This window comes from Helicobacter pylori, from assembly GCF_030323545.1.
Taxonomy (GTDB): domain Bacteria; phylum Campylobacterota; class Campylobacteria; order Campylobacterales; family Helicobacteraceae; genus Helicobacter; species Helicobacter pylori_CO.
Genome location: NZ_CP122954.1, coordinates 516,766 through 529,742, shown reverse-complemented (window position 1 = coordinate 529,742; position 12,977 = coordinate 516,766). Strand labels below are relative to the sequence as shown.

The following is a 12,977-nucleotide window of genomic DNA, read 5'->3' as shown; positions in this document are numbered from 1 at the left end:
TTTTCCTTAAAAATAGTTTTAGCTTAACGCAATTTTTTAACCGCTTTTTTCAAGCTGTCCAGCAAATAATCAATATCGTTTATGGAATGCGTGAAATGCAAGCTCACTCTAAGCCATCCGGGTTTAGCGTTAAAATCGCTTGACTTTTGAGCGTTAAGATTCAATAAATCATGCCCATAAGGCCCCGCGCAAGAGCAACCTGCCCGGGTTTCAATAGCGTATTCATAGCTTAAAACTCTCGCTAAATCATAGGGCGAAATCCCCCCAATATTAAAAGCCACTACCCCCACACGACTCGCTGTTAAATTCCCATAAATATTAATAGCGGGCAAGTCTTTTAAGCCATGCATGAGCACTCTTAAAAGGTTGTTTTCTTTCTTATGGATAAAATCCAAACCGCATTCATCTCTCAATTGATACGCTAGAGCGCTCCTGTAAAATTGCAACAATCCTGGCGTGCCAAACTCTTCTCTTAAAGGCAATTCATCAATAAATTCATGCCGTGTGCGATTAGCGTATTTAATCACGCCCCCTGCGCTAAAACTCGGGGCGATTTGAGTGTCAATCAAATCTTTAGAAATGCCTAAAAGACCGCACCCTCCAATACCCCCTAAAAGCTTATGAGGCGCATAAAAACCGGTTTGGTATTCGCAATCTTTAGGGTTAGCATGCACGCTAAAATTCGCTAAATCCAAAGCTAAAGTGGTCTTATATTTCTTACACAATGATGAAACTTCTTTTAAGGGCGTGAGCAGTCCGGTTACATTAGAAGCCGCGCTCATAGAAACCAGGCTGTTAGGGGATTTTTTTAAAGTTTGCTCTAAAATTTCTAAATCCAATAAACCATGTTCATTTAAAGGGATACGCACCACTTCACACAAGCCTTCACGCCAGCTAATCTCATTAGAATGATGCTCATAAGGCCCTACAATCACACGCTTTAAAGCCATATCTTTCAAATACGGCTCTAAATTTTTCTTCGTTTTTGAAGGGATACACACCCCTAAAATTTCTTGAAATTTCTTAATCGCTGAACTCGCCCCATACCCCGCACTCAAGACGCAATAACCATCGCTCAAATTTAAAGAACGCTTCAACTTTTCTTGGCACTCTTTTAAAAGCATGCCCATTAAAATCGCATGTTTAGAAGCGACAGAATGAGCGTTCGCGTAATAAGGCAGTAAAGATTTCACGCGCTTTTCCACTAAAACGCTCGCTAAACCTGAAGCCCCCCAGTCAAAATAAGACACCCCTTTTTTTAAAATAATACTGGATTTAACTTGCTCTAAAGGATTCTCGTTAGGGTTGAGTAAGGGAGCAAAACTCCTATTTAAAAACGCTTGCACAAAACACCACCAACGCTTTTAATGTTTGTCTCCGCTTAAAATATGAAAATGCAAATGCATCACCTCTTGCCCTGCGTTTTTACCCACATTCGTTAAAAGCTTGTAACCCTTCTCTTTGATGCCTAATTTTTCCACCACTTCAAAAATAAAACTTGTCATTTGCGCCATAAGCTCTGGGGTGATGCCGTTAAAATCCTGAATGCTTTGTTTGGGTATCACTAACGCATGCACTTTAGCTTTAGGGTTAATGTCATAAAAGGATAAGAAACGCTCGTTTTCTAAAATCTTAGAACAAGGGATTTCGCCTTTGATTATTTTTTCAAACACATTCATGCTTTTTTGCTCCCTTTTAAGGTTTTTCTTTTATTAAAGTTGTATTATAGCTTTTTAAAAATAAAATATAAGGATCGTTATTGCACACCTTAATAGAGCGATTAGAAAAGGTTACTAATAGCAAAGAGTTAGAAGAAGTGCGCTTGAATGCTTTGGGTAAAAAAGGGGTTTTTGCGGATAAATTCAACCAACTCAAAAATCTGAACGGCGAAGAAAAAAACGCCTTTGCCAAAGAAATCCACCATTATAAGCAAGCGTTTGAAAGAGCCTTTGAATTGAAAAAAAAGGCTATTATAGAGCTTGAATTAGAAGAACGCTTGAAAAAAGAAAAAATTGATGTGAGCTTGTTTAACGCTATCAAAACAAGCTCTTCTCACCCTTTGAATTATACTAAAAATAAAATCATTGAATTTTTCACCCCATTAGGATACAAGCTTGAAATCGGCTCTTTAGTGGAAGATGATTTCCATAATTTCAGCGCTTTAAACTTGCCTCCTTACCATCCTGCAAGAGACATGCAAGACACTTTCTATTTTAAAGATCACAAGCTTTTAAGGACCCACACTTCGCCCGTGCAAATCCACACCATGCAAGAACAAACCCCACCCATTAAGATGATTTGTTTAGGCGAAACCTTTAGGTGCGATTATGACTTGACCCACACGCCCATGTTCCATCAAATTGAAGGGCTTGTCGTGGATCAAAAAGGGAATATCCGTTTCACACATTTAAAAGGCGTGATCGAAGACTTTTTGCATTATTTCTTTGGTGGCGTGAAATTAAGATGGCGCTCTAGCTTTTTCCCTTTCACAGAGCCAAGCGCTGAAGTGGATATTAGTTGCGTGTTTTGCAAGCAAGAAGGCTGTAGGGTTTGCTCGCACACAGGCTGGCTAGAAGTGTTGGGTTGCGGCATGGTCAATAATGCGGTGTTTGAAGCCATAGGGTATGAGAATATGAGCGGGTTTGCTTTTGGCATGGGGATTGAAAGATTGGCTATGCTGACTTGCCAAATCAATGATTTGCGCAGTTTTTTTGAAACTGATTTGAGGGTGTTGGAGAGCTTTTAATGAAACTGAGTGTCAATGATTTAAGCGTTTTTGTAGATGCGCCTAAAGATGTAGCCAAACTCTGTGAGAATTTGAGCCGCTTAGGCTTAGAAGTGGAAAGCTGTATCCCTTGTATCGCCCCTAAAAATGTGGTTGTGGGTAAGGTTTTAGAAAAAGCCCCCCATAAAAACGCCGAAAAACTCAGCGTGTGTCAAGTGGATATTGGCAAAGAAGTGTTGCCAATCGTGTGTGGGGCTAAAAATGTCGCACCAAACCAATTCGTGCCAGTCGCTTTAAATGGGGCGCTAATCGGCTCAACAACCATCGCTAAAACTGAGCTTAGGGGGGTTGAAAGCTGTGGCATGATTTGCTCTAGCGCTGAATTGGGCTTCCCTAAAATCAATGATGGCATCTTGGAATTAGATGAGAGTGTTGGGGAGTTGGTTTTGGGGAAAGAATTAAATGAATACGCCCCTTTCAACACGCATGTTTTAGAGATTTCATTAACCCCCAATCGTGGGGATTGCTTGAGCGTTTTAGGGATTGCCAGAGAGGTTAGTGCGTTTTATCACACGCCCCTAAAACCTATTAAGGCTTTAAATTTTACGCCAAAAAGCGATTTGATCACGCTTAGTGCGGGCGAAAATATTGAATCGCATCTGGCTTATTATTTGGTTTGCAACCATTCTTTAAAAACCCCTTTAAATGTCAAACTTTCGCTCGCTCACAATAACGCCTTAAGCGAGAACGATCTAAACAATTTCATAGAATTTAGCGTGCATTTTAGTGGGGTAATAATGAACGCTTATAGCCTGAATGCAACCCCTATTGATTTGAGCGTGAAAAACGATGAAAATAACCTTGAAAGCGTTTATATCAACCATCAAAAACGCTCCACTATCGCTATAAAACATCAAGATCAAAAAGATTTGAGCGGGCATTTGCTTTTAGAAGCGAGCTATATTGATCCTGTAAGCCTGTCTTTAAAATTACACATTCTAAAAGATAAAACGCTTCAAAAAGACAATGCCCTTATTTATAGAAGCGCTAGGGGGAGCAACCCTAATTTATCAGACGGCTTGAATTTTTTAAGTGCTCATTTGAAAGCGACGGTTTTAGAAAGCAAACAAACCGAACATTCTTTAAAAGATCGCGCCCTTAAATTCAAACTTGAAGACATTACCGAAATTTTGGGGCTTGCTGTAGAGGAAGAAAAAATTCAAGGCATTTTAAAAAGTTTAGGCTTTAAGGTTAGCATAAAAGAGCCAAACTCAAAACCCCAAATTTTAGAGGTTGTGGCACCAAATTTCAGGCATGACATTCAAACGATCCAAGATATTGCTGAAGAAATCTTACGCTTTGTAGGGATTGATCATTTGATTTCAAAGCCCCTTGATAGCGTCAGTAACAAAAATTCAAACCCCCATTATGACACGCACCGCTTTTTTGAAAACCTTAAACACAAGGCTCTCGCTTGCGGTTTTAAAGAAGTCATTCATTATGTGTTTTATTCTAAAGAAAAACAGCAAAAACTAGGCTTTGAAGTTTTAGAAGATCCCCTAGAATTGCAAAACCCTATCACAACGGAGTTAAACACCTTAAGAACGAGCCTTGTTTGCGGGCTTTTAGACGCTAGTTTAAGGAATAAAAATTTAGGGTTTAAAAGCATAGCCCTTTATGAAAAGGGGAGCGTGTATAACTCTAAAAGAGAAGAGATCCAAAAACTAGGCTTTTTAGCGAGCGGCTTACAAAAAAAAGAAAGCTACCCTGATGCTAAGGGCAAGGCTTGGGATTTTTACTCTTTTGCCGAATGCGTTTCAAAAGTTATAGGGGATTTCAACTTGGAAAAACTAACCGCTCAAACCCCCATTAACCACCCCTACCAGAGCGCTAAAATCATTCAAAATAATGAAATTATAGGCGTAATCGCTAAAATCCACCCTAAAGTGATCCAGGAATTGGATTTGTTTGAAAGCTATTATGCTGAGATAGACGCTTTTAAACTCAAACGCCCCGCCATGCTATTAAAACCCTTTAGCATTTACCCTAGCAGTGTGAGGGATTTGACTCTAATCATTGATGAGAATACCGCTTTTAGCAGGATTAAAAAAGCCCTAGAAGACGCTCAAATCCCTAATTTAAGCGAGATTCTACCCCTTGATATTTTTAAAGAAAGCCATAATTCCATAGCCTTAAGCGTGCGTTGCGTGATCCATTCTTTAGAAAAAACCCTAAATGATGAAGAGGTCAATTCAGCCGTGCAAAAAGCGCTTGAAATTTTAGAAAAAGAATTTAACGCTCGCCTTAAGGGATAATATAAAGGATAACATGTGATAGAGCTTGACATTAACGCTAGCGATAAATCGCTCTCGCACAGAGCCGTTATTTTTAGCTTGCTCGCTCAAAAGCCTTGTTTCGTGCGGAATTTTTTAATGGGAGAAGATTGTTTAAGCTCTTTAGAAATCGCTCAAAATTTAGGGGCTAAAGTGGAAAATACCGCAAAAAATTCTTTTAAAATCACACCCCCAACAACTATAAAAGAGCCTAACAAGATTTTAAATTGCAACAATTCTGGCACCAGTATGCGTTTATACAGCGGGCTTTTAAGCGCTCAAAAAGGCCTTTTTGTTTTAAGCGGGGACAATTCCTTAAACGCACGCCCCATGAAAAGAATCATTGAGCCTTTGAAAGCTTTTGGAGCAAAAATTTTAGGGAGAGAGGATAACCATTTCGCCCCCTTAGTGATCTTAGGGAGTTCCTTAAAAGCTTGCCATTATGAAAGCCCTATCGCTTCAGCTCAAGTCAAAAGCGCTTTTATTTTAAGCGCCTTACAAGCTCAAGGCACAAGCGCCTATAAAGAAAATGAGCTTAGCCGTAACCACACAGAAATCATGCTTAAAAGTTTGGGAGCTGATATTCAAAATCAAGACGGCGTTTTAATGATTTCACCCCTAGAAAAACCCCTAGAAGCCTTTGATTTTACCATAGCTAATGATCCGTCTAGCGCGTTTTTTTTCGCTCTCGCTTGTGCGATTACGCCAAAAAGCCGCCTTCTTTTAAAAAATGTCTTGCTCAACCCCACCCGCATAGAAGCTTTTGAAGCGTTGAAAAAAATGGGCGCTTCCATAGAGTATGCGTTTCAATCCAAAGATTTAGAAATGATTGGCGATATTTATATAGAGCATGCCTCTTTAAAAGCGATTAATATTGATCAAAATATCGCCAGCCTTATTGATGAAATCCCTGCTTTAAGTATCGCTATGCTTTTTGCAAAAGGCAAAAGCATGGTCAAAAACGCTAAAGATTTACGATCTAAAGAAAGCGATAGGATTAAAGCGGTTGTTTCTAATTTCAAAGCTTTAGGGATTGAGTGCGAAGAGTTTGAAGACGGATTTTACATAGAGGGATTAGAAGATATAACTCAATTAAAACAGCGCCTTTCTCAAAAAAAACCCCCCCTTATCCAAAGCTTTAACGATCACAGGATTGCGATGAGTTTCGCTATTTTAACTTTAGCATTGCCTTTAGAAATTGATAATTTAGAATGCGCAAACATTTCTTTCCCGCAATTCAAACGCTTACTCAATCTATTCAAAAAAGGGAGTCTCAATGGAAATTAAAATGGCTAAGGATTATGGTTTTTGTTTTGGCGTCAAAAGAGCGATACAAATCGCTGAAAAAAATCAAAACAGCTTGATTTTTGGCTCGCTCATTCATAACGCTAAAGAAATCAATCGTTTGGAAAAAAACTTCAATGTGAAAATTGAAGAAGACCCTAAAAAAATCCCTAAAAATAAGAGCGTGATCATAAGAACCCATGGCATTCCTAAGCAGGATTTAGAATACTTGAAAAATAAGGGGGTCAAAATCACTGATGCGACTTGTCCGTATGTGATCAAACCCCAGCAAATTGTGGAATCCATGAGCAAAGAAGGGTATCAAATCGTGCTTTTTGGGGATATTAACCACCCTGAAGTCAAGGGCGTGATCAGCTATGCCACTAACCAGGCTTTAGTCATCAATTCTTTAGAAGAATTGCAAGAAAAAAAGCTCCAACGGAAAGTGGCTTTAGTTTCTCAAACCACCAAGCAAACCCCAAAACTCTTGCAAATCGCTTCTTATTTGGTGGAAAGATGCACTGAAGTGCGTATTTTTAACACGATTTGTAACGCTACTTCTTACAACCAAAAAGCCGCTTTGGATTTGAGTAAGGAAGTGGATATTATGATAGTCGTGGGCGGTAAAACTTCTTCAAACACCAAACAGCTCTTAAGCATCGCCAAACAGCATTGTGAAGACAGCTACTTGGTAGAAGATGAAAACGAATTAGAGTTAGCGTGGTTTAAGGATAAAAAATTGTGCGGGATTACCGCTGGGGCTTCCACGCCGGATTGGATTATAGAAAATGTCAAGCAAAAAATCAGCACGATTTAACACATTTTGAAAATTTTCTTTAAAAAAACCGCTGATTGTTAGTTTTTAAACGATTTTGTAAGCCAAAAAAGGATACAATACCCCTAAGGATTTTATATTTATTTTATAGTAAGGCAGTCAATGAGCAAGATACCAGATGATCAGAACTTTAATGACGAGGAGGAAAACTTCGCAGAACTCTTAAAAAAAGAAGAAACCCTAGAAAAAGGCACTATCAAAGAAGGGCTAATCGTTTCCATCAATGAGAATGATGGTTATGCCATGGTGAGCGTGGGCGGTAAGACAGAAGGTCGTTTGGCTTTGAGCGAGATCACCGATGAAAAGGGGCAGTTGCTGTATCAAAAAAATGACCCCATTATCGTGCATGTGTCCGAAAAAGGTGAACATCCTAGCGTTTCCTACAAAAAGGCCATTTCCCAACAAAAGATTCAAGCGAAAATTGAAGAATTAGGCGAAAACTATGAAAACGCCATTATTGAAGGCAAGATTGTAGGCAAGAATAAAGGGGGCTATATCGTGGAGTCTCAAGGCGTGGAGTATTTTCTCTCCCGCTCGCACTCTTCTTTAAAGAATGACGCAAACCATATCGGCAAACGCATTAAAGCGTGCATCATTCGTGTGGATAAGGAAAACCATTCTATCAATATTTCTCGCAAACGATTCTTTGAAGTCAATGACAAACGACAGCTTGAAGTTTCTAAAGAATTGTTAGAAGCTACAGAGCCGGTGTTAGGAGTTGTGCGCCAGATCACCCCTTTTGGTATTTTTGTAGAAGTTAAGGGGGTTGAGGGCTTAGTCCATTATTCTGAAATCAGCCATAAAGGACCGGTAAACCCTGAAAAATACTACAAAGAGGGCGATGAAGTCTGTGTCAAAGCCATCGCTTATGATGAAGAAAAAAGACGCCTTTCACTCTCCATAAAAGCGACCATAGAAGACCCATGGGAAGAGATCCAAGACAAGCTAAAACCCGGATACGCCATTAAGGTGGTGGTGAGCAATATTGAAAATTATGGGGCGTTTGTGGATATTGGTAATGATATTGAAGGCTTTTTGCATGTTTCTGAAATCTCTTGGGATAAAAATGTCAGCCACCCTAGCAAGTATTTGAGCGTGGGGCAAGAGATTGATGTGAAGATCATTGACATTGATCCAAAAAATCGCCGTTTAAGGGTTTCTTTAAAGCAACTCACTAACAAGCCTTTTGATGTTTTTGAATCCAAACACCAAGTGGGGGATGTTTTAGAAGGCAAAGTAGCGACTTTAACGGATTTTGGGGCGTTTTTGAATCTGGGTGGGGTGGATGGTTTGCTCCACAATCACGACGCTTTTTGGGATAAAGATAAAAAATGCAAAGACCACTATAAAATTGGCGATGTGATCAAAGTGAAAATCCTTAAAATCAACAAAAAAGATAAAAAGATTTCTTTGAGCGCGAAACACCTAGTTACTTCCCCTACAGAAGAATTCGCTCAAAAGCATAAAACAGATAGCGTGATTCAAGGCAAAGTGGTGAGTATTAAGGATTTTGGCGTATTCATTAATGCTGATGGCATTGATGTGCTCATCAAAAATGAAGATTTGAACCCCTTGAAAAAAGATGAAATCAAAATAGGGCAAGAAATCACATGCGTGGTGGTTGCGATTGAAAAATCTAACAACAAGGTGCGTGCTTCTGTGTATAGGTTAGAGCGCAAAAAAGAAAAAGAAGAATTGCAAGCTTTTAACACGAGCGATGATAAAATGACTTTAGGGGATATTCTTAAAGAAAAACTCTAAAGAGCGATTTTAAAAACATAAGAATAGCATGAGATTTAAGAGTGTTGTTGCTTTTATTTCCCTAGCTGTCGCTCTTGGCGTTTTAGCCTATTTGTTTTTAAGCGTTAAAAAAGAAATGCCCGCTACTTCTCATGCGATCTCTCAAACAAATGCGATCTCTCAAACAAATAAAAGCTACTCTCAAACAGACGCAAAAAACCATGACATCAACCTAGAAGAAAATAGCCCTGATGAAACCTCTCATAATGAAAAAGCCTCTCATAACGAAGAAGATCGCAATAACGCCCTTTCTCAAAACCTTGATGTGCAAGAAGTTATCAATTACCCTGTTATAGAGCATCATTTTGAAATCCCTTTTGAAGAAAAAAAAAGGGAATATTCAAAGCTTATCATTAAGGATTTAAAGGACTATCAATGGTGGTGCTTAAAAGAAATCCTTAAGAAAGAACAAATTGATTACGCTTACGATAACACCAAAAACCAACCTAACCTCATCATCTATTTAGATAAAAACAAAAAAGAACGCTTTTTAGCTGATTTAGACTATTATAAAATACGCTATCATGCTGTTTTTTAAATTCAAAGGATAAAAATGTATCAAGTAGCCATTTGCGACCCCATCCATGCTAAAGGCATTCAAATTTTAGAAGCTCAAAAAGACATTGTCTTGCATGATTATTCCAAATGCCCCAAAAATGAGCTTTTAGAAAAACTCACTCCCATGGATGCGCTCATCACGCGTAGCATGACCCCTATCACAAGCGATTTTTTAAAACCCTTAACTAATTTAAAATCCATCGTGAGAGCGGGCGTGGGAGTGGATAATATTGATTTAGAAAGCTGCTCTCAAAAAGGCATTGTAGTGATGAATATCCCTACCGCTAACACGATTGCCGCCGTGGAATTGACCATGGCGCATTTGATCAATGCGGTGCGTTCGTTCCCTTGCGCGAACGATCAAATCAAACACCAAAGGTTATGGAAAAGAGAAGATTGGTATGGCACGGAATTGAAAAATAAAAAGCTAGGCATCATTGGTTTTGGGAATATTGGCTCTAGGGTGGGCATTAGGGCTAAAGCCTTTGAAATGGAGGTTCTAGCCTATGATCCTTATATCCCTTCTTCAAAAGCCACTGATTTAGGGGTCATTTACACAAAAAATTTTGAAGACATTTTGCAATGCGATATGATCACTATCCACACCCCTAAAAACAAAGAAACCATTAACATGATAGGCGCTAAAGAGATCGAACGCATGAAAAAAGGGGTTATTTTGATCAATTGCGCTAGAGGGGGGCTTTATAATGAAGACGCTCTTTATGAAGCTTTAGAAACCAAAAAAGTGCGTTGGCTTGGCATTGATGTCTTTTCTAAAGAGCCTGGCATTCACAACAAGCTCTTAGACTTGCCCAATGTTTATGCGACCCCCCATATTGGCGCGAACACTTTAGAATCCCAAGAAGAAATTTCCAAACAAGCCGCTCAAGGGGTTATGGAATCTTTAAGGGGTTCAAGCCACCCGCATGCTTTGAATTTACCCATGCAAGCTTTTGATGCAAGCGCGAAAGCCTACTTGAATTTAGCGCAAAAATTGGGTTATTTTTCCAGTCAAATCCATAAGGGCGTGTGCCAAAAAATTGAGCTTAGTCTTTGTGGGGAGATCAACCAATTCAAAGACGCCCTTGTAGCCTTTGCGTTAGTGGGGGTGTTAAAACCTGTTGTAGGGGATAAAATCAATTACATTAACGCCCCCTTTGTGGCCAAAGAAAGAGGCATTGAGATTAAGGTTAGTCTTAAAGAAAGCGCTTCGCCCTATAAAAACATGCTCTCTTTAACTCTAAATGCGGCTAATGGTTCAATCAGCGTGAGCGGCACGGTGTTTGAAGAATATATTTTAAAACTCACTGAGATTGATGGGTTTCATATTGATATAGAGCCAAAAGGTAAAATGCTTCTATTTAGGAATACAGATATTCCAGGCGTTATTGGGAGTGTGGGGAATGCGTTCGCTAGGCATGGCATTAACATCGCTGATTTTCGTTTGGGGCGTAACACGCAAAAAGAAGCCCTAGCACTCATTATTGTAGATGAAGAAGTTTCTTTGGAAGTTTTAGAAGAGCTTAAAAATATTCCTGCATGCTTAAGCGTTCATTATGTGGTTATTTAAGGTAGTTGGATGCGAGATTTTCTAAAGCTTTTAAAAAAACATGATGAATTAGAAATCATTGACACCCCCCTTGAAGTGGATTTGGAAATCGCTCATCTAGCCTATATAGAAGCGAAAAAACCTAATGGGGGCAAAGCCCTTTTATTCACGCAACCCATAAGAAAAGAACATGGCCAGATCAAAACCTTTGACATGCCGGTTTTAATGAACGCTTTTGGCTCTTTCAAACGCCTGGATCTTTTGTTAAAAACCCCCATAGAAAGCCTGCAACAACGCATGCAAGCGTTCTTGCACTTTAGTGCTCCTAAAAATTTCACTGAGGGTTTGAAAGTCTTAAAAGATTTATGGGATTTAAGACACATTTTCCCTAAAAAAACCACTCGCCCTAAAGATCTCATTATCAAGCAAGATAAAGAAGTCAATTTGTGGGATCTGCCCGTTTTAAAAACTTGGGAAAAAGATGGCGGGGCTTTTATCACTATGGGGCAAGTCTATACCCAAAGCTTGGATCATAAAAAAAAGAATTTGGGCATGTATCGTTTGCAAGTTTATGATAAAAACCATTTAGGCTTGCATTGGCAAATCCATAAAGACTCCCAACTCTTTTTCCACGAATACGCTAAGGCTAAAGTCAAAATGCCCGTCAGTATCGCTATTGGTGGGGATTTGCTCTACACATGGTGCGCGACAGCCCCCTTACCTTATGGGATTTATGAACTCATGCTCTATGGGTTTATGAGAGGAAAAAAAGCGTGCGTAATGCCATGCTTGAGCAATCCTTTGAGCGTGCCAAAAGATTGCGATATTGTGATAGAAGGGTTTGTGGATTGCGAAAAATTAGAGCTTGAAGGGCCTTTTGGGGATCACACTGGCTATTATACCCCCATTGAGCCTTACCCTGTTTTAGAAGTCAAAACCATTAGCTATAAAAAAGATTCCATTTACTTAGCCACTGTGGTGGGCAAACCCCCTTTAGAAGACAAATACATGGGGTATTTGACTGAACGCTTGTTCTTACCCTTACTCCAAATGAACGCCCCCAATCTTATAGATTATTATATGCCAGAAAATGGGGTGTTTCATAATTTGATTTTAGCCAAAATACACACGCGCTATAACGCTCATGCCAAGCAAGTCATGCATGCTTTTTGGGGTGTGGGGCAGATGAGTTTTGTCAAACATGCGATTTTTGTCAATGAAGACGCTCCCAATCTAAGAGACACCAACGCTATCATTGAGTATATATTAGAAAATTTTTCTAAAGAAAAAATTCTCATCTCTCAAGGCATATGCGACGCTTTAGATCATGCAAGCCCTGAATACGCTATGGGGGGGAAACTCGGTATTGATGCGACCTCTAAAAGCAATACCCCCTACCCCACGCTTTTAAACGATAACGCCCTACTAGCGCTTTTACAAGATAAAATGCCCAATATCGTTCTTTTGAAGCAATACTACCCGCACACCCGTAACCCCATTTGCTTCATTAGCGTGGAAAAGAAAGATAAAAGCGTCATTGAATTGGCTAAAAACTTGCTCGGTTTTGAAGAGCATTTACGCATTGTCATCTTTGTAGAGCATATCAGCAACGATTTAAACAACCCTTACATGCTGTTATGGCGCATCGTTAATAATATTGACGCTAAGCGTGATATTCTCACCTCTAAACATTGTTTTTTTATAGACGCTACCAATAAGGGCGTTATGGATAAACATTTTAGAGAATGGCCCACCGAAACCAATTGCTCCATGGAAGTCATAGAAAATTTGAAAAAGAAAGGGCTTTTAAAAGATTTTGAAACTTTAAATCAAAAATTCCATCTCACGCATTCTTTCAGCACGCACAAAGAAGATCTATAAAGAATAGCCATA

The 12,977-nt window shown here is 39.3% G+C and carries 10 protein-coding genes; 8 read left to right on the top strand and 2 right to left on the bottom strand.

The features are described from left to right. Window positions 1-23 precede the first annotated feature (23 nt). Together QAP06_RS02605 and QAP06_RS02600 are read right to left on the bottom strand one after the other, a co-directional pair. Complete coding sequence (locus tag QAP06_RS02605) at window positions 24-1,346, bottom strand: aminotransferase class V-fold PLP-dependent enzyme (protein ID WP_286466300.1); 1,323 nt, start codon at window positions 1,344-1,346, stop codon at window positions 24-26. Between the two features lie 18 nt (window positions 1,347-1,364). Beyond that, window positions 1,365-1,679, bottom strand: a complete 315-nt coding sequence (locus QAP06_RS02600; protein ID WP_001100331.1) for a histidine triad nucleotide-binding protein — start codon at window positions 1,677-1,679, stop codon at window positions 1,365-1,367. Window positions 1,680-1,759: 80 nt separating this feature from the next. On the opposite strand from QAP06_RS02600, the gene pheS reads away from it, so the two are divergent. The 8 genes from pheS to QAP06_RS02560 all read left to right on the top strand — a co-directional run bounded on the left by pheS (window position 1,760) and on the right by QAP06_RS02560 (window position 12,965). Then, window positions 1,760-2,746 carry a phenylalanine--tRNA ligase subunit alpha gene (pheS, locus tag QAP06_RS02595; RefSeq protein ID WP_286466299.1) on the top strand — a complete coding sequence of 329 codons (987 nt, stop codon included), beginning with the start codon at window positions 1,760-1,762 and terminating at the stop codon, window positions 2,744-2,746. Next, complete coding sequence (pheT, locus tag QAP06_RS02590) at window positions 2,746-5,040, top strand: phenylalanine--tRNA ligase subunit beta (protein ID WP_286466294.1); 2,295 nt, start codon at window positions 2,746-2,748, stop codon at window positions 5,038-5,040. Before pheS ends, pheT begins: the two co-directional genes overlap by 1 nt. A gap of 15 nt (window positions 5,041-5,055) precedes the next feature. Beyond that, window positions 5,056-6,345, top strand: a complete 1,290-nt coding sequence (gene aroA, locus QAP06_RS02585) for a 3-phosphoshikimate 1-carboxyvinyltransferase (protein ID WP_286466292.1) — start codon at window positions 5,056-5,058, stop codon at window positions 6,343-6,345. Continuing rightward, complete coding sequence (locus QAP06_RS02580; RefSeq protein WP_000403560.1) at window positions 6,335-7,159, top strand: 4-hydroxy-3-methylbut-2-enyl diphosphate reductase; 825 nt, start codon at window positions 6,335-6,337, stop codon at window positions 7,157-7,159. The genes aroA and QAP06_RS02580 overlap by 11 nt, the downstream gene beginning before the upstream one ends. A 120-nt stretch (window positions 7,160-7,279) precedes the next feature. After that, window positions 7,280-8,938 carry a 30S ribosomal protein S1 gene (locus tag QAP06_RS02575; protein WP_286466289.1) on the top strand — a complete coding sequence of 553 codons (1,659 nt, stop codon included), beginning with the start codon at window positions 7,280-7,282 and terminating at the stop codon, window positions 8,936-8,938. Between the two features lie 28 nt (window positions 8,939-8,966). Further along, a complete protein-coding gene (locus QAP06_RS02570; protein WP_286466287.1) occupies window positions 8,967-9,515 on the top strand; it encodes a hypothetical protein in 549 nt (182 codons plus the stop codon). 15 nt (window positions 9,516-9,530) lie between these two features. Then, a complete protein-coding gene (serA, locus tag QAP06_RS02565; protein ID WP_286466285.1) occupies window positions 9,531-11,105 on the top strand; it encodes a phosphoglycerate dehydrogenase in 1,575 nt (524 codons plus the stop codon). A 9-nt stretch (window positions 11,106-11,114) separates the two neighbouring features. After that, the gene (locus tag QAP06_RS02560; protein ID WP_286466282.1) at window positions 11,115-12,965 is read left to right on the top strand and encodes a menaquinone biosynthesis decarboxylase; all 1,851 of its coding nucleotides are present in this window, start codon (window positions 11,115-11,117) and stop codon (window positions 12,963-12,965) included. The last annotated feature ends 12 nt before the right edge of the window (window positions 12,966-12,977 follow it).